A 19,135-nucleotide genomic window follows, 5' to 3' on the forward strand; every position below is an offset into this window, starting at 1 on the left:
ATATTTTTTATCTTGTTATAAATCTGTTCCTTATAATTTCCCGACCACCTTGCGGATGCTCACTTCCTTCTTCTCAAAGCTGTCCCATGTCACGTTGCTGATGACTTTCATGTCACGGCCTATGGAAGGACGGGGCGGCTGGCTGTATTTTCTCGTGCGGCGGTCAATCTGGTGTTGCGCCTCCTTTCCGAGACCTTTCAGGTCAGGAGTACGCAAACCGTTCTGTTCCGGTGCGACACCATGCTCATACTCGATATCTTTGGCGACGACCTGACGGTTTATACGTTCATTGACGACGGCCTCCTGCTGGGTGCGGATGAAACGTTTTTCGGCTTCCGTCTGCTCCTGCTGGGCACGGTGGATCATCAGCGGGAACGAGGCCACACACTCGAAACGCATCGCACCGCCCTTGTCCTTGTAAAGCAACCGTACGCTGCTCATGTCATAGGGATCGTACTGGACATAGAACTTCTTGTAGGTATTACGCCGGCGCCATTCCAGGTCAGGCTCACCGGGAGCGGAGAAAACCTCGTAAGGGTATTTCTTTCCCTGTACCGTGATCTCGATACCGCTGGCGGTGAACAGCGACGGTTTATCGGTTGTGTACCAGAACATCTCCACCATATCAGGAACGCTGACCGGATCGGTGGCCTCGTTCACGCTGGTATTGTACATCTCAATACGGGGGATGCCAGTAGCCGGGTGCTTCATTGAGTTCCACTGCTCACGGGCGGCGGCATACTGTTCCTTCAGTTCCTCCAATGTGGGAAGGGAGTCGATGTTCGCGTTGATGAATTCCAAATTCGGACGGCTTGTATCTCTCTTTGCCGTAATATTCTGCCCGGTGAAACCGAAACGTTTCTTCAATACCTGGCTCTGGAAGCGGTAGAAAATGTTCTCAATCGTCTTAGATTCGCCATTATACGGAGCTGTCGGGCGGTGGATACGGCTGATCTTCGAGAAAAGACCCAGCGCCGCGTTCTTCTTATGACCGCCCTGGTTGTCGCACACGATCTCGTAGGGTTTGTACCGGCTCGTTTGGATAGCCATGCGGAAAGCATGATACTGGGCGATATAGTCCTCATTGTCGCTGATGTAATAACCGAGCAGAACTTCACTATAGGCATCCACCACCTCGTACACGCTTGTAGTACACTTGTTTCCGTTCTCGTCACGATAGTAGAGGTTCAGCTTCGTGCCGTCGCCATACCAGAGGCTGTCACGACGGCTCGGAAGGATGGTCCGGTGCTTGCGGTCATAACGCTGGTGTGCCTTCATTTCCCCATAAACGGCATCGTACCACAGAGGTTCGACACGCGGGCTGTTGAACCATTCGCGGAGGCTGCGGGGACTCTTCAGGGGCTTCCAGCCACGTTCCGGAGCGACACGGTTGTACTCCTCGAAGATCTCCATGTCAGTATAAACCGGAACGCGGCTGCGTTTCAATGCAACAAGGTAACGCCCGCCGTCCTCCTCGATCTTCAGCGTGTTGCTGTTGCCGTATTTACCGCTCACAAGCACACCGTAGTTGTCGGGACGGAACTTGTTTATCAGGGCTTTCAAACGCCCCACACTGCCCGGAAGGCTGTGCCCGTACACCGGACGCCATTCCTCACTCGTGACAAGCAGAAGTTCCCAAAGGTTACGGCGGAAACCGGTCAGCTTGTTATTGGATGAACTCAAGCGTTTGAACTCTTCCATCAGCGCGTTCAGTACCGAAGCATTCCAGGTGTATTCCTTCTTCACATCCACGGGAAGAGCGACTATCTCACCGTTCTTGTCGTAGCGGTACTCCTCAAAAAAGCGCTCGGCCTTCTCGTCTTTCTTCACTATGTTACGAATCATTTCCTGTCTCATTTGCTGTTCAGGTTCTCCTTTGAGAAGAACCCAACGTCGTTTATACTTTTCGGGAAGGGAGGAATAGGCATACAGAGCCGGATTATTTTCACCACCGCCACGGGAAACGACATCCAGTTTTTCTCGGGACAGCTGGCTATTCAAAGTGCCTTTGGGCATTATATCCAGCAACTCTTTGTAAGTTACACACAATATATTATCAAAGTATTCCATCTCCCAGCTTGATTATCAATCCTCTAAATCATTCAAAGGGACATGCTTCTTCAGCAGCCGCACGGAGATCCCGAAATTCAACACTACGAGAAGTTCCAGCAGCGGATTAATAAAAAAAATAGAGAGCAGGATCCCGAAACTCATACAGAAGTAAAGCACGCAAAAGCGCTGTTTTCGTTTCAGACGAGCAAACCAGTGTAGCTGGTCGCTGAACAATGTCATCAAATCATTTTTCATGGCTACTTGTATTTTGAGGATTACCACCTACTTTGGATCCACCGCGCTCAATGGCGAGCTTACGAATGGAACGGGCCAGTTTGCTGTTCTTACGGAAGGCAAGCGCATGACTCACCATCACGTTTGTACAGCCCATCAGTTCGGCAATTTTATTCACCTCACCGTATTCTACAACTATTCGTTCTTTCATACTATCTAATATTTAAATTATCGTAGTGGGCAGTCGCGGATTCGAACCGCGGACCATAACCTCTCCATTATAGGAGTTTAGTTTGTTCTACCAGCTGAACTAACTGCCCGAGAAAATTATTAAAGCTTCTTTATCGCATCCTCCGGAACACATATTACAGTCCAAACCTGACCATTTTTCATATAATCGATATTATATTCCCGCACGAACGTACAAATGTTATAATCCCAGTCACGAACTATACCATCAATGATCTCACCATTTCTCTTGGTGATTCTCACACTTTGTCCCTTTTTAAATTTTGCTTCCATTTTGCTTCTTTTCAAATTCTCATTGTTACCTCAAGCCTTTTTTGTAGCTTTGGGGCGTGTTTAAACTTTAATCACGTGGCAAATATAGTCTAAGTTTCTTAGACAGCAAAGTATTAATCCAAATAATTTAGATTTATGAGTATTTTTTCTAAGAATCTTAGATATTTAAGGGAAAGTAGGGGACTTAAATTAGATGAATTTGAGTTTCTGGGCATCAAAAAAGGTACAATGTCAAACTATGAACTGGGTAATACAGAACCTAAATTGAGTTTGTTATGTGAAATATCTAAGTTTTTTAGAATATCAATCGACGACTTTCTTTTAAAAGATATAGAAGCCGAAAAAATTACACCAGTAGTAACGGAAACAGCTCCTCCAGAAACAGCTAACAATAATTTTAGGGAGCTTCTGGATGTTTTAAGGGAAAAAGACTCCACCATTCGAGAAATGGCAGAGGAAATAGGGATGCTCAAACAGACAATTACACAACTTAAACAGGACAAGTCGGGGCGTGTTTCGGATGCAAGCGATTCTACGGTTGCCAATGCCATCTAAAACGTGTTTTATGGGGAAAGGGAGGTAAAAACAGTTAAATCACTATTTTACAGCAGAATATATAAAAATACAGGGGAGTAAATAAATATTATCTATATACAATTTACCCCCTACAATATTATAAAAACCGATGAATACCAAATAAAAAAAAGATATTTCCCCGTTTTATTAGAATAAAATAGGCACAAAAATGAATAACCAAATGAATAAGCAATCAAAACATTTCGTTTTTGTAATAGCTTAAATGAATAACCAAATGAATAAGCAAGTGAATAACCTTTCCACTTTTTAAGACGTTCAAAGCGTTCAAACGGATAAATACAGCTTTCCATCATAGTTTGACACTTATAAGGGCAAAAAAAGCCGCTTTTGCGGCTTTTAATTGCGTTCTAAGGCATTTTATCCCTTTCTGGTACATGTTATCAAGCGAGACTGAATAATCATTGCACGTTTCGTGTATTTGGCAATGTCATCAACCAGTCCAGCATGTAAAAGACTACTCTTAGTGATTCCGACCTGTTTCTCCGTCAGAGTTTCAAAAATGGCCGATATACTACCAAAGTAGATGTTCTTTTTCTCAAAAATCAAATGTACATGGATAACTTTACTCATGATATACGGTATTTATTTCACTGCAAATATACCAAATATCAGCTATATGGAATAATTTCAATGAATAAAAATAGGAGAGAAGCGAAGCGCTCCCCTACTCCACTTGCATAAATTACACCATTTGGTTATCTTTGTATATGGAAGTATGGCCTGGGCAAAGAATCGGAGTAAAATAATACCATACTGCCTGAATTCTCCCCTACCCCACTCCTAATGTAAAGAGATTCATTTGAACGGCGTTCAAACAAGGTTCAAATGTAAGCTCGATGTAAAGCGATGTAAACGCTTCGTTTTTCCACCCAGCTCACTCCTACCCCGTTCTAACGCTTTGAAAACCAAAGCAATCAGATATTTTCAGACCGACCGAACTTTGACACGCATCGTTTCTCCCCCCTTAAAAAAAGAATCACCAAAAGGAAAAAGACATCACCGGAAGCGTGAAAAGGGCAAACCACAACAAAGGAAGTATGATTGTTTCCGATCCGACGGAACTTGTTCAGCCGGGTGGCAACAATCATTCTTCCCGGTTTGTCCGGCTGTGTGTGGGCGCCTGTTTCATTCATGGGGCAGGCTGACACACTCTGCATTCACTTTCCGCTTCCGGCAAAAGAGACAGCGAAAAAAGAAAAATCATTTGAAAACCCGTAAAAGCACCTCTTGGCATAGGCGCAAAAGAAAGGGGCATTGCTTCATCTGTCTAAACATCGTTTAGGCGTGAGGCAATGCCCTTTTCTCCAGCTATGCGGTAGTCGGCACACGTTTGTTCCAAACTCGTTTTGGGCAATGGTGTGCCGACGGACAATACCGCTTTTACGGAAAATTCTTATGAATGAGGGGATAAAAAACGGGAGTTTATATCAAAATCTCGAATTAAATAGCTACTTTTGCATACGAAGAGTTCTTTGAAGGTTACGCAACGCGCAGAAGGATAATGCAGTAGATAACTAACTAAATCGTAACCTATTACTATCAAGAGCAATTAACCTACGCTCATTTCCAATAAATTACACTCTTTTCGTAACTTCGGAGTGCAAAGTTACACATTATTATTAGTAAAACACTTTTGGATACGAAAGTTTATTCCTATTTTTGCACAATTCACTAAAAAACGTGCAATGATTAAAGAGAATTTCATTAAACTGTACGAAAATAGTTTTCGTGAGAATTGGGATCTGCCTTGCTATACAGATTATGGAGAAAATACCCAATATACTTATGGCCAAGTAGCCGAAGAAATCGCCCGTTTACATCTGTTATTCAAGCATTGTAGTCTTCGCAGAGGAGATAAAATATCGGTTATCGGCAAAAATAATGCTCATTGGTGCATTGCTTATATGGCTACAATCACTTATGGAGCAATTATTGTCCCTATCCTGCAAGACTTTACCCCCAATGATGTCCATCATATCGTCAATCACTCCGAATCTGTCTTTCTGTTTACCAGTGACAATATCTGGGAAAATCTGGAAGAGGAAAAACTTATAGGGCTGCGGGGAGTGTTCTCATTGACTGATTATCGTTGTCTGTATCAGCGCGACGGAGAAACCATACAAAAGTTCCTAAAGAACCTCGACAAAGAAATGCATTCTGCTTATCCTAAGGGATTTACCCGCGAGGATATTCAGTACACCACCCTCTCTAATGACAAGATTATGTTGCTGAATTACACCTCAGGTACTACCGGCTTCAGCAAAGGCGTAATGCTGACAGGCAATAACCTTGCCGGAAATGTCACTTTCGGTATTCGGACTGAGTTACTTAAAAAAGGAGACAAAGTGCTCTCATTTCTTCCGCTTGCTCATGCGTATGGTTGCGCATTCGACTTTCTGACAGCAACAGCAGTCGGTACTCATGTCACCTTACTCGGAAAAACTCCTTCTCCCAAAATTATCATGAAGGCTTTTGAGGAAGTGAAACCTAATCTGATTATCACTGTTCCCCTAGTCATCGAAAAGATATATAAAAATATTATTCAGCCTCTTATCAATAAAAAAGGAATGAAGTGGGCACTGAACATTCCTCTGCTCGATAATCAGATTTACAATCAAATCCGCAAAAGACTGATTGACGCATTGGGTGGACGGTTCAAGGAAATCATTATCGGTGGAGCAGCTATGGATAAAGAGGTGGAAGAGTTCTTCTACAAGATTAAGTTTCCCTTTACCATTGGTTATGGAATGACCGAGTGTGGACCTCTTATCAGCTATGCACCTTGGAATGAATTTGTACTAGGTTCCTCCGGAAAGATTCTGGACATCATGGAAGCTCGTATCTACAAAGAAAACCCGGAAGCCGAAATAGGGGAAATACAGGTACGCGGAGAAAATACAATGACAGGATACTACAAGAATCCGGAAGCGACACGGGAAGTATTCACTGAAGACGGCTGGTTACGTACCGGTGACCTCGGAACAATGGATGCCAACGGTAACATTTTCATTCGCGGACGACTTAAAACAATGATTTTAAGTTCAAGTGGGCAGAACATTTTCCCGGAAGAGCTGGAAACGAAACTAAATAACCTTCCTTTTATTTTGGAAAGTATCGTTATCGAACGTAACAAGAAATTGGTAGCACTCGTCTATGCTGACTATGAGGCATTGGATTCTCTCGGACTGAACAATCCGGATAATCTGAAAACTATCATGGATGAGAACCTTAAGAACTTGAACAACAATGTAGCCGCTTACGAAAAGATAAGCAAGATACAACTCTATCCTACTGAATTTGAAAAAACACCGAAAAGGAGCATTAAAAGATACCTATATAACAGTATAGCTGTCGATTAACATGTTCTAAAACATAGGGAAAGAAAGGGAAAGCGGGCAGTTACAAAAAAATATATAAAAAAAGTTGGCTTTTCGAGAACAACATATCGAAAAAGTACATACCTTTGCAGCGTTTTAATAAAGCAATTGATTGTATTACGTTTTTAAAAAGCAAAGAAAATGAAAAAATTAGTTTTGATGGCAGTAGCTATCGTAGCAGTATCATTCGCATCTTGTGGTAACAAAGCAGCTGACGCAGCAAAAGCAACAGCAGATTCTATCCGTATCGCTGACTCAATCGCAGCAGTAGAAGCAGCAGCAGCTGAAGAAGCAGCAGCAGCTGACACAACAACTGTTGATAGCGTAGCAGTAGAAGCAACTGAAACTGTAGTAGCTGAATAATTCAGTTACAAGCTAGAGAGAATTGAAAGTCTGACATGCGAAAGCATGCACAGACTTTTTTTATGTTCTTATATTACAAATGATTTCGGATTACAACAAAGAATAAAGGCGGTTTACCCATTCAAGATAAACCGCCTTCACTATAATGTAATAGCTATTATATTTATTCAGCAACTACTTCGAAAGGAATTTCTACAGAAACTTCCTTGTGAAGCTTAACAATAGCTTTATAGTTACCAACTTCTTTCACTGCGTCTTTCACAACGATAATCTTTCTGTCGATTTCATGGCCCAATTTAGCCAATGCTTCAGCAATCTGAATGTTACCAACAGAACCAAAGATAGTACCTGTTGAGCTAACTTTAGTTGCAATAGTCAAAGTAACGCCTTCCAAGTTAGCAGCAACAGCTTCAGCATCTTTTCTGATTTTTTCAAGCTTGTGAGCACGTTGTTTCAGTTCTTCAGCCAACATTTTTTTTGCAGAAGGAGAAGCGATGACAGCTTTTCCAGTCGGGATCAGATAATTACGACCGTATCCGGATTTCACGTTTACGATATCGTTCTTATAACCCAAGTTTACTACGTCTTCTTTTAAAATAATTTCCATACTTTTCCTCCTTCTTATTTCATCATGTCAGTTACATAAGGCAGTAATGCCAAGTGACGAGCTCTCTTCACAGCCTGCGCGATACGACGTTGGAACTTCAAAGAAGTACCTGTGATACGACGCGGAAGGATTTTACCTTGTTCATTCAAGAATTTCTTCAAAAATTCAGGATCTTTGTAGTCGATGTACTTAATACCGCTTTTTTTGAAACGGCAATATTTTTTCTTCTTAACGTCTACTGACGGCGGAGTTAAGTATCTGATTTCTGATTGAACTTGTTGTGCCATGATTAATCCTCCTTTTTGTTTGATTTAACACTTCTTCTTTTTGCAGCATATTCAGCAGCATACTTATCCATCTTGAAAGTCAAGAAACGGATAACGCGTTCATCACGACGGAAGTTTACTTCCAACTTGTCAATTACAGTAGGATCTGCATTGAACTCAATCAGCTGATAGAAACCTGTAGACTTCTTCTGAATTGGATAAGCCAATTTCTTCAGTCCCCAGTTTTCTTCATTGATAATCTCAGCACCTTCAGCTTGAAGAATACCTTTGAATTTCTCTACCGCTTCCTTCATCTGAACATCAGATAAAACGGGAGTTAAAATGAAAACGGTTTCGTATTGATTCATACTTCGTTTAATTAAATAAATAAATTATTTGATTTAAAAATGCGGGTGCAAAGTTAGGCAATTTATTTTGAACTGCAAACATTTAATCTTTTTTTGTATCAAGAAGATAGGATTTATCCCGGAAGTAACTAACTTTGCAAAGTTGTTTAAACAATAATTTCATGATAGAGCAATTTAACTTCGACATCCGGCTTATATTCGCCATATTAAATGGTAAAGTTTCTGCGGCAATTAACCGGAAACTATACCGTAACTTCCGCCAGAACGGTTTAGAAATCAGCCCGGAGCAATGGACGGTACTCATTTTCTTATGGGAAAAAGACGGTGTTACACAACAAGAGTTGTGCAATGCAACTTTTAAAGACAAACCCAGTATGACCCGTTTGATAGATAATATGGAACGGCAGCACCTTGTTGTCCGTATCTCGGACAAGAGAGACCGCCGCACCAATCTGATTCATCTGACCAAAGACGGCAAAGAGCTGGAAGAAAAAGCGCGCATTATTGCCGGACAGACTTTGAAAGAGGCGCTTCACGGCATTACTCTCGACGAATTGAGTATCGGACAGGAAGTATTGAAAAAGGTATTCTTCAACACGAAAGATTAAACAGAGAAACAACCGTTTAAATCATAAAATCCACTAAATCCTATCTTTATAATGGATTTTTTATTTAAATAATTTCGCTCGTTAAAGAATTATGCTTTAATTTGTGACTGGAATATAATAATCTATTAAAATACACACACATGAAAGGCTTATTAAAGAACTTGGGATTGATTTTAATCTTGGTCGGAGTAGTCATCCTGCTGGCTTGTTCCTTTACAGGCAATGTAAACAACAATGCCATATTGGGCAGCTCAGTAGTATTAGTAGTACTGGGACTCATTTCTTATATTGTTATCAATAAGAAGATCGCTGATTAATCTCACAGAAATCAATAAAAAATCCCGGAAACGAATGTTTCCGGGATTTTTTATTTCAATTATCAAGAAGTAAATCGCATTAAGATTCAACTTCCGGCGTAATCAGCTTGTAGCCTTTTCCGTGAATATTGATAATCTCGATAGAATCATCTTCTTTCAAATGTTTACGCAGTTTCGTAATATACACATCCATACTGCGGGCATTGAAATAATTATCATCAATCCAGATAGTCTTCAAAGCAAAGTCACGCTGCAAGATTTCATTTGCATGTGCGCAAAGTAAGCCAAGTAACTCAGATTCTTTTGTAGTCAACTTAGTCTGCTTACCCTCCGTTGCCAGAATCTGCTTCTGGGTATCAAAAGTAAACTTACCAATCTTATAGATATTACTTTCTTTGTTCTTCTTTCCGCGAACACGTCTCAAGATCGCTTCAATTCTGAATGTCAGTTCTTCCATACTAAACGGCTTGGTGATATAATCATCCGCACCAATCTTAAATCCTTCCAGAATATCTTCCTTCAGCGTTTTTGCTGTCAGGAAAATAATAGGAATCTCAGCGTTCGCTGCACGGACATCCTGTGCCAATGTGAAGCCATCTTTCTTAGGCATCATTACGTCAAACACGCACAAGTCATATTTATTCTTCAAGAAAGCCTTATAACCGGCGTCTCCATCAGGATATAACTCAGCAGAATAACCTTTTGCCTGTAAATATTCTCTTAAAAGCATGCCAAGATTTTCGTCATCCTCGCATAATAAAATACGCAGTTTCTCGTCCATATCAATTATTTTTTAATAAAGGTAATGCAATAATAAATTTAGTTCCTACATTCAGGTCACTTTCAGCCCGGATGGTTCCCTTATGATCGACAATAATTTTCTTCACATAAGCCAATCCCAGTCCAAAGCCCTTCACATCGTGCAGATTACCCGTATGCACACGATAGAACTTTTCAAATATCTTTTTCAGGTTTTCCTTCTTGATACCAATACCATTATCCTGTATCGAAATCATCAGTTTACCTGATTCATTCCATGTTCTCACGTTCAATTCCAAATCCTCATCCGGCTTTTTATACTTCACCGCATTATCCATCAGATTAAAGATGACATTCGTAATATGCATCTCGTCTGCAAATATAACAGGATCGGTCGCCTCAAGGTTCGATGTTATCTTTCCATTATACCGTTCCACTTTCAAGGCAAAGGTATTGACAACTCCCGTTATCAGTTCGTTCGCATCGATTTCCTTCATCTTCAAAGTTGCCTTCTGCCGGTCGAACATCGACATTTGGAGCACCTTTTCCACTTGAAAACGCAGGCGTTTGGTTTCATCATTTATAACCCCCGATATATGCTGGAACATCTGCGGAGATTTTCCAACCGCCGGATCTTTCAACATCTGCGCCGCCAGCGAAATGGTGGAGATCGGAGTCTTAAACTCATGCGTCATATTATTGATAAAGTCGTTCTTCATCTCCGTCAATTTCTTCTGACGGAACACGATATAAATCGTAAAAATGAATGTCACCAACAACACCATTGTAAATATCAACGACGGAATCATGAAACTGATCGAATCAAAAAGATAATCTCTTCTTCCCGGAAAATGTACGTTCAGTACACTCATCTTCGCAGGCGGATCATTTTTAAACAAGGCCTGCTGGTACACTTCATCATTTCCCTTCGGATCATAATCCGCACAACGATAGACTTCCTTTCCATCCTTGTCAATCACCGTAAAGTGAAAAGGCAGGTCTATATTATTATTATACAGATTCGATTTCAAGTAACCGTTTAAATCACCAAACCGTACTCTATCTCCGATCGACTTGTCACTTGCCCGATAAATCATCTGCCAGACCACTTCATTAAGTAGCTCACGTTGATACATATATCGGTTCTTGATAGCCTCAATCAGTGAACGCGAAGTCTCCGGAATCGTTTTTGATCCTCTATAAGGAGAGATCATAGCTTTCGGAAGTTCGGATGGTTTGGTAGTCATCACCTTCAATTCAAAATCCGTATAAACCTTTCCATCTTTAGACTTCATCGTAAAACGTTGCGTCTGCTGAACCATATTATTCTGTTGCAGCGAAGGATTGTTCTCAATCAACGCTTTTCTTTCCGCTTCAGAAATATCCTCAATCAACCAACGTTGCGTTTCCGCATATTCCACATCCTTAGAAACCTGATCCAGACTATTGCGCACAGCCATATCAAACTGTTCCTTCCGGGTTTTCATCATTTCCTCAATATAACTGACCTGTAAATACAGTAAACTGAGGAATGAAAGCCCCATTACAATACCTAATATCCAAATTGTTGACTTCTTCATAGCAACAAAATTAACACTCCCTAATTAACACTCCTAATGCATTAACTTGATTTAACCGGAACTTCCCGGAAATTAACCGTATAGAGCCATTTAGGTTGTATTTTGATTACTACAACAATAAAGTCCCCACTTTGGTTTGCAAATTTAATAAAAAATTAAATCTTTTCCTTGCGTTTTTCCATCTTTATTAATCATAGTTAAACAAAAACCGCCACCTTTTACTTAAAAAAGATGACGGTTTTAACAGTATTAAGAGAATTACACGTTATTCTTCTGTCTGCTTAGCTTCAAAATCCTTAATCAACTTATCCTGAACATCCGTCGGAACAAGCTCATAACTAGAGAACTTCATGATAAACGAAGCACGTCCGCCGGTCAGCGAGCTAAGAGCTGTAGAGTAAGACGACATTTCTTTCAGAGGTACTTTTGCAACCAGTTTCTCAAAGCCTTTCTCACTACTCATACCCATAATCATGGCACGACGTCCCTGAAGATCCCCCATCACATCGCCCATTCTGTCAGACGGCACAAATACTTCCACATCATAAATGGGTTCCAGAATCTTCGGACCTGCATTCTTAAAGGCTTCACTAAAGGCATTACGTCCGGCAAGCATGAAAGAAATTTCATTAGAATCCACCGGGTGCATCTTTCCATCGTACACAATCACACGTACATCACGGGCATACGAACCTGTCAACGGTCCTTGTTCCATACGGGACATGATTCCCTTCATTATGGCAGGCAAGAAACGTGCATCGATAGAACCACCGACGATACTGTTGATAAACACCAGTTTACCTCCCCATTCCAATGGAACTTCTTCCGTACCTTTCACATTAATCTTGAACTCCTGTCCGTTGAATTTATACGTATCGGGCACAGGCATACCTTCTTTATAGGGTTCTACAATCAGATGAACCTCACCAAACTGACCGGCACCACCCGATTGTTTCTTGTGACGATAGTCGGCACGCGCAGCTTTCGTGATAGTTTCACGATACGGAATCTTCGGTTCCTCGTATTTCACCTGGAGTTTTTCATTGTTTTCCAGGCGCCATTTCAACGTACGGAGATGAAACTCGCCCTGCCCATGCACTAATGTCTGTTTCAGTTCTTTAGACTGTTCGATAACCCAAGTCGGATCTTCCTCACGCATACGGTTCAAGATAGTCATCATCTTTTCCACATCCGCTTCATTCACCGGTCTGATGGCACGAGAATATTTTGAGTTCGGATATTTGATAAAGTTAAATTTATAATCGCAATCTTTACCATTCAATGTATTACCGGTTTTCACATCTTTCAGTTTCACAGCGGCACCGATATCACCCGCCTGAAGTTCCTCCACTTTTATGCGGTTACCACCGGCTACCACATAAATCTGCGCAATACGTTCTTTCGAGCCACGATCAGCATTCAGAAGATCGTCTCCCTCATGAACTTTACCGCTCATTACTTTAAAATAGGAAACCTCACCGATATGCGGCTCCACACTGGTCTTGAAGAAATAAAGAGATTCCGGTCCGTTGGCATCCGGAGCTACCTCCTTGCCTTCCGTGTTCTGAACTTTCGGCATTTCAGAGACAAAAGGAACAACGTTGCCCAAGAATTCCATCAAGCGGCGAACGCCCATATCCTTACCTCCACAGACACAAAATACAGGGAACATACCTCTGGCTATCAATCCCTTACGGATACCTTCGCGCATTTCATCCTCCGAAAGAGATTCTTGTTCAAAGAATTTTTCCATCAGTCCTTCATCATTTTCAGCAGCAGCCTCGACCAATGCTTTGTGCATTTCCATAGCCTTATCCATTTCTTCTGCCGGAATATCTTCAATCGTCGGAGCGCCTCCTTCGGGCTTCCACGAATATTTCTTCATCAACAGCACATCAATCAAAGCATTAAAGCCCGGTCCTGTACTGATAGGGTATTGGATGGGAACAACCTTAGAACCGTAAGCCTCTTTCAATTGTTCGAGGATATTATCATAGTCGCATTTTTCATTATCAAGCTGGTTGACTAGAAAAATAACAGGTTTATTCAGTTTTTCTGTATATCGGAAGTGATTTTGTGTACCGACTTCGACGCCGTATTGGCCATTGAGAAGAATAATTGCAGTGTCGGTCACATTTAATGCAGTTACTGTACTGCCTACAAAGTCGTCCGAACCCGGACAGTCAATAATATTAAGTTTTTTATTATTCCATTCTACATGGAGAACGGTGGAGAAAACGGAGTAACCATACTCTTGTTCAACAGGGAAATAATCACTAACAGTGTTTTTGGCGGCAACAGATCCGCGACGTTTTATAACACCACTCTCGAAAAGCATCGCTTCCACGAGAGTGGTTTTCCCAGAGCCAGAACTTCCTAACAAGGCAATGTTCTTGATTTCATTAGTCTGATATACTTTCATAATATATAAGATTTTAGTAATTACTCAGTATGTTTCTCACATACCATTAATTTGTGATGCGCAAATTAGGGATTAATTGGGGGAAAAGCAACACTTACGGTGGTGTTACTAAACAATGTTATGTAACACATCTTTATCATGAACCTTTTTACTTGAGTATAAATGGAATTCTAACGCTATTCAGTTATTTGGTAAACAGTCTTTTGATATATCAGATAATAATCTTACTTTTACAGCCACAAAATCCAAACGACATAGCTATGGCAGGTATTTATCTCCACATCCCTTTCTGCAAGACTCGTTGCATCTATTGCGATTTTTACTCAACTACACGCAATGAACTGAAATCACGCTACGTACAAGCACTCTGCCGGGAGTTGGAAATGCGGAAAGAATATCTGAAAAGAGAAGATATAGAAACCGTTTATTTCGGCGGCGGGACACCGTCGCAATTGGAAAAGGAAGATTTTGAACTGATATTTGAAACCATCCGGACACATTATGGACTGAACCATTGCCAGGAAATCACTTTGGAAGCCAATCCCGACGACCTGACATCCGAATATCTAGGGATGCTTTCTTCTCTCCCGTTCAACCGTCTAAGCATGGGGATACAGACTTTCGATGACAATACGCTCAAATTACTAAAACGACGCCACAATGCCCGTGCTGCCATTGAAGCCGTCAGCAGATGCCGGGAGGCAGGATTCCGTAATATCAGTATTGACCTTATATACGGACTGCCGGGCGAAACAAAAGAGCGTTGGGAAAATGACCTCCGACAGGCTATCGCCCTAAATGTGGAACACATCTCTGCCTACCACTTGATTTACGAAGAAGATACACTTATATATAAGATGTTAAAACAGCACCGGATATCCGAAGTGGACGAAGATTCCAGCCTGGAGTTTTTCACCTTATTGATAGAGGAACTGCAGAAAGCGGGATTTGAGCATTATGAAATCTCCAATTTCTGCCGACCCGACAAATATTCCCGCCATAACACATCTTACTGGAAAGGTATACCTTATCTGGGTTGCGGACCATCAGCGCATTCTTTTGACGGAGCAACAAGAGAATGGAACATATCTTCTATCGATGCATATATAAAAGGTATAGAGGAGCACCAACGTGCCTTTGAAATCGAATATCTGGACCAAACAACCCGCTACAATGAATTTATCATCACTACAATACGTACCACATGGGGAGCTCCGATAGAAAAGTTGAAACAGATGTTCGGTAACGAGATGTGGGAATATTGCCGAAGAATGGCTGCACCTTATTTGGATAATGGGAAATTGGAAGAACATAATGGAGCACTGCGACTGACCCGTAAAGGGATATTCATTTCCGACAGCATCATGAGCGATTTGCTTTGGGTAGATAATTAAAAGATTTATCTTTGCAACCAAAAATACGTACGAACTATGTTTATTATCATCGGAATCATGCTGACAGGAATGCTTATCGGCTACCTTCTACGCAGCAAACGGTTGACATGGATACACAAAATTATTACGCTCCTTATATGGGTACTGCTATTCCTGCTAGGAATAGATGTCGGCGGAAATGAAGCCATTGTTAAAGGATTACACACACTCGGAATTGAAGCTGCAATCATTACTCTTGCAGCTGTCATAGGAAGCATTTTATGCGCATGGGGGCTATGGTACCTATTATATATAAGGAATAAAAGAAAGGAGACAGAAGCATGAAAGGCAGTCTGATTATCATCTCTTTCTTCATTATCGGTACCCTCTGCGGAGTTTATCATCTCATTCCATACGACTTCACCGACAGCAAGCTCAGTTACTATGCCCTCTGCGGACTCATGTTCTGCGTAGGCATCAGTATCGGCAACGATCCGAATACATTGAAGAGTTTTCGCTCCCTAAATCCGCGGCTTGTATTCCTTCCCATCATGACGATCATTGGCACATTAGCAGGCTGCGCCGTAGCAGGAGCCTTTATGAGCCAACGAGGTCCTTTAGACTGTATGGCAGTCGGAGCCGGATTTGGCTATTATTCACTTTCCAGCATTTTCATTACCGAATACAAGGGTCCCGAATTGGGAACTATTGCGTTACTTTCCAATATCATGCGTGAAATCATCGCTTTGCTGTGTGCGCCATTATTAGTGAAGTATTTCGGAAAGCTAGCCCCTATTTCTGTTGGTGGAGCCACTACAATGGATACCACTCTTCCTATTATTACCCGATATTCGGGAAAAGAATTTGTAATCATTTCCATTTTCCATGGTTTTGTTGTTGATTTCAGTGTTCCTTTCCTAGTCACGTTCCTTTGTTCAATATCATTTTAATAGGAATAAATCCTAAAAAGCAGATTATTTCCACTATCGTTTTCGCACACGTATTACAAATATATTTCATAAAGAACCGTTTTTGTATCAAAAAGCATATCATCTCTTGACTTACATCAAGAAATGAGGCTAAATAGAATCTTTTCCTTTTCTTTATTTTTATGCTATAAAACATATTCTTATATTTGCATAGGTAAAAAGAAAAAACTAAGCGCTTAGACTAATTTTCAATAGGTATTAGATTTGTTTTTAGGAATAATTTTTAGGTATAACAATTAAAAAAGTAGGTATTATGAAACGTTTAGGATTAACATTAGTGGCAGCGCTCTGCCTTGCTGCTACAACATTTGCAGCCGGAAATCAACCTACAACTGCAAAATGGGAAGGTAACATCAATGTTAGTAAATTAGGTAAATATTTGAACTTGAATTCAGTTCAGAGTGAAGAGGTTGCAAACATCTGCGATTATTTCTCCGAACAGATGTCAAGAGCCACAACAGCAAAGAAAGATAAAGAAGCTAAATTGCGTAACGCTGTTTATGGTAACTTGAAGCTGATGAGAAAGACTCTTAGTGCTGAACAGTATGCCAAGTATGCTGCATTGATGAACATCACTTTACAGAATAAAGGTATTGAACTGAATAAGTAAAATGAGTAATATGCAAAAGAGAGAGAGGGTGGAAGCCAGTTTGGGCTTCCACTTTTTTTATTCCTCTTTATCCTCATCTATTCACATGGTTTTATCTTTATCGCATATCCGCCCCCCGGATACATTACAATTTTAAGCTTCCTATCAACTGGTAACTTTTTTATTACTTTACGATAGTCGGAAGCATTTCTATCCGAATTTAAACCATCATAAAAGATTTCTACATAATAATCTGCATTCGGCAAAAAAGATAAATCAACCAGAGTCTCACGAATCGACCAATCATTCATCCCCCCTACATACCATACATCTCCTTTACGACGAGCAATGTGAATATAATGAGAAAGTTTGCAGTCCAACGAGCGCGTCTCATCCCAAACTGTAGGAACAGATGATATAAAATCAGTGCATTCTTGTTCTTTCATGTACCGGGTAGGTGAATCACATAACATATTCAAAGGAGAATTAAAGACTACATACTCCGCCATTTGACGACATCGCGTACCTTGACTCATTGGGTTACTATAAACCGGATAAAAACTTCCCCGAACAGCATTCTGCATAGCTCCTTGTGTATAATCCACAGGTCCTGCCATCATTCGTATAAACGGAAATTGCAAATCATAAGTAACCTGATCACATTCTATTGGTCTCCATTTCATTTGCTCCAATCCATGTACCCCTTCAAAATTCATCACATTCGGATAAGTCCGTTGAATACCAAAAGGTTTACAAGCACCATGATAGTTAAGAATCATGTGATATCTGGAACATAATTCCGCTGCTTCCCACATAAATCGAATCATATCCTGATCATCCCTATCCAGAAAGTCAACTTTAAAACCTTTCACTCCCATTTCTGCATAGTGCTTCACCACTTTTTCCATATCCCGGTGAAATGCCCAATAACCAGCCCATAAAATAATATCTACATTCTTACTTTTAGCATAAGAGACTAACTCTGTCAAATCAATTTCAGGAATAACCTGCAACATATCCGCTTGCTGGTTTACTGCCCAACCTTCATCCAAAATTACATACTTAATCTGATTTATAGCAGCAAAATCAATATAATATTTGTATGTCTCATTATTAATTCCTGCTCGAAAATCCACTTTGGAGATATTCCAATCGTTCCACCAATCCCAAGCGACCTTACCAGGCTTAATCCATGAAATATCTTTTAGTACGGAAGGTGTAGCCAACAAGTAAACCAAATCATTATCCAACAATTCCCTATCCTGTTCAGCTATCGTAAATATTCTCCAAGGAAATGTACGCTTTCCATTAGTGTGGGCAATATAATCATAACGTTTCACCACTATTTGCTGTAGTTGATTATGCCCTCCCTGCACTGTTTTCTCTGGTAAAGGTGCCCAAACACCTTTCATTGAAAAGCTATCAGGACTACTTTGCAGAAACATACCAGGATAATCGCGCAGGTCACTTTCCGTAATACATATCTTTTCAAATTTATCCGGTAGTTCCACTAAAAAAGGATAGAAAATCAACCGTCTACTATTCAGTTGAGACAACAATTGATTATCATAAGTATTCTCAAAAGAATTTAAATACTGACTAGACAAGTCGTTATCATCTCCATAATTACTGTAAGCAGCATACCCTTTAGTTCCTGATGGGAAATGAAAAACAGCCTTCTCATTATTAATAACAATCTCCCTCTCCTTGAAATCAGTTACAAAACGATAAGCAACTCCCTGATTATAACAACGGAAAACAACCGAATAATTACCTCTAAAACTAGCAGTCAATTCATTATAAATATTATCAACCTCATCTTTTATATATATAGGAGATGATAATTTTTCCGTCACTGAACGTCGGCTTACACTTTTTAGTTTTGGATTTTCTCCTAATATTCCTATAAAACGGACATCCATACCAATCGCAGACGGTTGAAGTACTGTTGTCCCATTCCGAATAATAGCGATCTCCAATTCTTGACCTATCATAACCTGAAGTTCAATTTTCCTATCTGGCGACTGCACATATAACACTTTTTGTCCCCAGCTTACTACAGGTAACAACAAAATATATAACAACAGTTGATACTTGATTTTCATTTTATCA

22 protein-coding genes and 1 tRNA gene are annotated in these 19,135 nt (G+C 40.6%); 9 read left to right on the forward strand and 14 right to left on the reverse strand.

What is annotated here, in order from left to right:
• Positions 1-30: 30 nt before the first annotated feature.
• The 5 genes from GD630_RS00370 to GD630_RS00390 all read right to left on the reverse strand — a co-directional run bounded on the left by GD630_RS00370 (position 31) and on the right by GD630_RS00390 (position 2,808).
• Positions 31-2,070 (reverse strand): hypothetical protein, encoded by a 2,040-nt coding sequence (locus tag GD630_RS00370; RefSeq protein ID WP_007750743.1) that lies wholly within the window; start codon positions 2,068-2,070, stop codon positions 31-33.
• A 15-nt stretch (positions 2,071-2,085) separates the two neighbouring features.
• A complete protein-coding gene (locus tag GD630_RS00375; protein WP_005932418.1) occupies positions 2,086-2,307 on the reverse strand; it encodes a hypothetical protein in 222 nt (73 codons plus the stop codon).
• Entirely contained in the window at positions 2,297-2,497 is a 201-nt protein-coding gene (locus GD630_RS00380; protein ID WP_004327297.1) for a hypothetical protein, read from the reverse strand. The genes GD630_RS00375 and GD630_RS00380 overlap by 11 nt, the downstream gene beginning before the upstream one ends.
• A 26-nt stretch (positions 2,498-2,523) precedes the next feature.
• Positions 2,524-2,606, reverse strand: a tRNA-OTHER gene (locus tag GD630_RS00385).
• Between the two features lie 10 nt (positions 2,607-2,616).
• Positions 2,617-2,808 carry a hypothetical protein gene (locus GD630_RS00390; protein WP_007750749.1) on the reverse strand — a complete coding sequence of 64 codons (192 nt, stop codon included), beginning with the start codon at positions 2,806-2,808 and terminating at the stop codon, positions 2,617-2,619.
• A gap of 135 nt (positions 2,809-2,943) precedes the next feature.
• Here GD630_RS00390 and GD630_RS00395 point away from each other — a divergent pair, with 135 nt between their 5' ends.
• Positions 2,944-3,363 (forward strand): helix-turn-helix domain-containing protein, encoded by a 420-nt coding sequence (locus GD630_RS00395; protein ID WP_007750751.1) that lies wholly within the window; start codon positions 2,944-2,946, stop codon positions 3,361-3,363.
• Positions 3,364-3,762: 399 nt separating this feature from the next.
• On the opposite strand, the gene GD630_RS00400 is transcribed toward GD630_RS00395, so the two are convergent.
• On the reverse strand, positions 3,763-3,975 hold the full coding sequence (locus tag GD630_RS00400) for a hypothetical protein (protein ID WP_004327294.1): 213 nt from the start codon (positions 3,973-3,975) through the stop codon (positions 3,763-3,765).
• Between the two features lie 344 nt (positions 3,976-4,319).
• Positions 4,320-4,538, reverse strand: a complete 219-nt coding sequence (locus GD630_RS00405) for a hypothetical protein (protein WP_238482950.1) — start codon at positions 4,536-4,538, stop codon at positions 4,320-4,322.
• Positions 4,539-5,090: 552 nt separating this feature from the next.
• Here GD630_RS00405 and GD630_RS00410 point away from each other — a divergent pair.
• Both GD630_RS00410 and GD630_RS00415 read left to right on the forward strand, forming a co-directional pair.
• Complete coding sequence (locus GD630_RS00410; RefSeq protein WP_143865208.1) at positions 5,091-6,764, forward strand: long-chain fatty acid--CoA ligase; 1,674 nt, start codon at positions 5,091-5,093, stop codon at positions 6,762-6,764.
• 159 nt (positions 6,765-6,923) lie between these two features.
• The gene (locus GD630_RS00415) at positions 6,924-7,145 is read left to right on the forward strand and encodes a hypothetical protein (RefSeq protein WP_007767056.1); all 222 of its coding nucleotides are present in this window, start codon (positions 6,924-6,926) and stop codon (positions 7,143-7,145) included.
• 163 nt (positions 7,146-7,308) lie between these two features.
• Here GD630_RS00415 and rplI read toward each other — a convergent pair whose 3' ends face one another.
• Genes rplI through rpsF form a run of 3 tightly spaced genes read right to left on the reverse strand, consistent with a single transcriptional unit; the run spans position 7,309 to position 8,386 of the window.
• On the reverse strand, positions 7,309-7,752 hold the full coding sequence (gene rplI, locus GD630_RS00420; protein WP_143865209.1) for a 50S ribosomal protein L9: 444 nt from the start codon (positions 7,750-7,752) through the stop codon (positions 7,309-7,311).
• A gap of 14 nt (positions 7,753-7,766) precedes the next feature.
• The gene (gene rpsR / locus GD630_RS00425) at positions 7,767-8,039 is read right to left on the reverse strand and encodes a 30S ribosomal protein S18 (protein WP_004307964.1); all 273 of its coding nucleotides are present in this window, start codon (positions 8,037-8,039) and stop codon (positions 7,767-7,769) included.
• A 2-nt stretch (positions 8,040-8,041) separates the two neighbouring features.
• Positions 8,042-8,386, reverse strand: coding sequence for a 30S ribosomal protein S6 (gene rpsF / locus GD630_RS00430; protein ID WP_005678718.1), 345 nt, complete (start codon positions 8,384-8,386; stop codon positions 8,042-8,044).
• Between the two features lie 161 nt (positions 8,387-8,547).
• Between rpsF and GD630_RS00435 the strand changes: the two genes are divergently transcribed.
• Complete coding sequence (locus GD630_RS00435; protein ID WP_007751940.1) at positions 8,548-8,994, forward strand: MarR family winged helix-turn-helix transcriptional regulator; 447 nt, start codon at positions 8,548-8,550, stop codon at positions 8,992-8,994.
• Between the two features lie 140 nt (positions 8,995-9,134).
• Positions 9,135-9,311, forward strand: coding sequence for a hypothetical protein (locus GD630_RS00440; protein ID WP_007767078.1), 177 nt, complete (start codon positions 9,135-9,137; stop codon positions 9,309-9,311).
• Between the two features lie 79 nt (positions 9,312-9,390).
• Here GD630_RS00440 and rprY read toward each other — a convergent pair whose 3' ends face one another.
• The 3 genes from rprY to GD630_RS00455 all read right to left on the reverse strand — a co-directional run bounded on the left by rprY (position 9,391) and on the right by GD630_RS00455 (position 14,072).
• Entirely contained in the window at positions 9,391-10,092 is a 702-nt protein-coding gene (rprY, locus tag GD630_RS00445) for a response regulator transcription factor RprY (RefSeq protein ID WP_007757824.1), read from the reverse strand.
• 1 nt (position 10,093) lies between these two features.
• Positions 10,094-11,650, reverse strand: a complete 1,557-nt coding sequence (locus GD630_RS00450) for a sensor histidine kinase (protein ID WP_007757830.1) — start codon at positions 11,648-11,650, stop codon at positions 10,094-10,096.
• Between the two features lie 265 nt (positions 11,651-11,915).
• Positions 11,916-14,072 carry an elongation factor G gene (locus tag GD630_RS00455; RefSeq protein WP_143865210.1) on the reverse strand — a complete coding sequence of 719 codons (2,157 nt, stop codon included), beginning with the start codon at positions 14,070-14,072 and terminating at the stop codon, positions 11,916-11,918.
• Positions 14,073-14,332: 260 nt separating this feature from the next.
• Here GD630_RS00455 and hemW point away from each other — a divergent pair, with 260 nt between their 5' ends.
• From hemW to GD630_RS00475, 4 genes are all read left to right on the forward strand, one after another.
• Positions 14,333-15,466 (forward strand): radical SAM family heme chaperone HemW, encoded by a 1,134-nt coding sequence (hemW, locus tag GD630_RS00460; protein WP_143865211.1) that lies wholly within the window; start codon positions 14,333-14,335, stop codon positions 15,464-15,466.
• Between the two features lie 36 nt (positions 15,467-15,502).
• Positions 15,503-15,790 carry a LysO family transporter gene (locus GD630_RS00465; RefSeq protein ID WP_007767081.1) on the forward strand — a complete coding sequence of 96 codons (288 nt, stop codon included), beginning with the start codon at positions 15,503-15,505 and terminating at the stop codon, positions 15,788-15,790.
• Positions 15,787-16,395 (forward strand): lysine exporter LysO family protein, encoded by a 609-nt coding sequence (locus tag GD630_RS00470; protein WP_004299314.1) that lies wholly within the window; start codon positions 15,787-15,789, stop codon positions 16,393-16,395. Before GD630_RS00465 ends, GD630_RS00470 begins: the two co-directional genes overlap by 4 nt.
• Before the next feature lie 292 nt (positions 16,396-16,687).
• Positions 16,688-17,044, forward strand: a complete 357-nt coding sequence (locus GD630_RS00475; protein ID WP_004299310.1) for a hypothetical protein — start codon at positions 16,688-16,690, stop codon at positions 17,042-17,044.
• A gap of 77 nt (positions 17,045-17,121) precedes the next feature.
• On the opposite strand, the gene GD630_RS00480 is transcribed toward GD630_RS00475, so the two are convergent.
• Positions 17,122-19,128: a glycoside hydrolase family 97 protein gene (locus GD630_RS00480; protein WP_143865213.1), complete on the reverse strand. Its 2,007-nt coding sequence runs from the start codon at positions 19,126-19,128 to the stop codon at positions 17,122-17,124.
• Positions 19,129-19,135: the final 7 nt, after the last annotated feature.

The sequence above is a fragment of the Bacteroides zhangwenhongii genome (assembly GCF_009193325.2).
GTDB classification, from domain to species: domain Bacteria; phylum Bacteroidota; class Bacteroidia; order Bacteroidales; family Bacteroidaceae; genus Bacteroides; species Bacteroides zhangwenhongii.

Excerpts from the sequence above, each read along its gene's own strand:
- GD630_RS00370 (WP_007750743.1), bottom strand. The coding sequence starts at position 2,070 with ATGGAATACTTTGATAATATATTGTGTGTAACTTACAAAGAGTTGCTG.
- GD630_RS00375 (WP_005932418.1), bottom strand. The coding sequence starts at position 2,307 with ATGAAAAATGATTTGATGACATTGTTCAGCGACCAGCTACACTGGTTT.
- GD630_RS00380 (WP_004327297.1), bottom strand. The coding sequence starts at position 2,497 with ATGAAAGAACGAATAGTTGTAGAATACGGTGAGGTGAATAAAATTGCC.
- GD630_RS00390 (WP_007750749.1), bottom strand. The coding sequence starts at position 2,808 with ATGGAAGCAAAATTTAAAAAGGGACAAAGTGTGAGAATCACCAAGAGA.
- GD630_RS00395 (WP_007750751.1), top strand. The coding sequence starts at position 2,944 with ATGAGTATTTTTTCTAAGAATCTTAGATATTTAAGGGAAAGTAGGGGA.
- GD630_RS00400 (WP_004327294.1), bottom strand. The coding sequence starts at position 3,975 with ATGAGTAAAGTTATCCATGTACATTTGATTTTTGAGAAAAAGAACATC.
- GD630_RS00405 (WP_238482950.1), bottom strand. The coding sequence starts at position 4,538 with ATGAATGAAACAGGCGCCCACACACAGCCGGACAAACCGGGAAGAATG.
- GD630_RS00410 (WP_143865208.1), top strand. The coding sequence starts at position 5,091 with ATGATTAAAGAGAATTTCATTAAACTGTACGAAAATAGTTTTCGTGAG.
- GD630_RS00415 (WP_007767056.1), top strand. The coding sequence starts at position 6,924 with ATGAAAAAATTAGTTTTGATGGCAGTAGCTATCGTAGCAGTATCATTC.
- rplI (WP_143865209.1), bottom strand. The coding sequence starts at position 7,752 with ATGGAAATTATTTTAAAAGAAGACGTAGTAAACTTGGGTTATAAGAAC.
- rpsR (WP_004307964.1), bottom strand. The coding sequence starts at position 8,039 with ATGGCACAACAAGTTCAATCAGAAATCAGATACTTAACTCCGCCGTCA.
- rpsF (WP_005678718.1), bottom strand. The coding sequence starts at position 8,386 with ATGAATCAATACGAAACCGTTTTCATTTTAACTCCCGTTTTATCTGAT.
- GD630_RS00435 (WP_007751940.1), top strand. The coding sequence starts at position 8,548 with ATGATAGAGCAATTTAACTTCGACATCCGGCTTATATTCGCCATATTA.
- GD630_RS00440 (WP_007767078.1), top strand. The coding sequence starts at position 9,135 with ATGAAAGGCTTATTAAAGAACTTGGGATTGATTTTAATCTTGGTCGGA.
- rprY (WP_007757824.1), bottom strand. The coding sequence starts at position 10,092 with ATGGACGAGAAACTGCGTATTTTATTATGCGAGGATGACGAAAATCTT.
- GD630_RS00450 (WP_007757830.1), bottom strand. The coding sequence starts at position 11,650 with ATGAAGAAGTCAACAATTTGGATATTAGGTATTGTAATGGGGCTTTCA.
- GD630_RS00455 (WP_143865210.1), bottom strand. The coding sequence starts at position 14,072 with ATGAAAGTATATCAGACTAATGAAATCAAGAACATTGCCTTGTTAGGA.
- hemW (WP_143865211.1), top strand. The coding sequence starts at position 14,333 with ATGGCAGGTATTTATCTCCACATCCCTTTCTGCAAGACTCGTTGCATC.
- GD630_RS00465 (WP_007767081.1), top strand. The coding sequence starts at position 15,503 with ATGTTTATTATCATCGGAATCATGCTGACAGGAATGCTTATCGGCTAC.
- GD630_RS00470 (WP_004299314.1), top strand. The coding sequence starts at position 15,787 with ATGAAAGGCAGTCTGATTATCATCTCTTTCTTCATTATCGGTACCCTC.
- GD630_RS00475 (WP_004299310.1), top strand. The coding sequence starts at position 16,688 with ATGAAACGTTTAGGATTAACATTAGTGGCAGCGCTCTGCCTTGCTGCT.
- GD630_RS00480 (WP_143865213.1), bottom strand. The coding sequence starts at position 19,128 with ATGAAAATCAAGTATCAACTGTTGTTATATATTTTGTTGTTACCTGTA.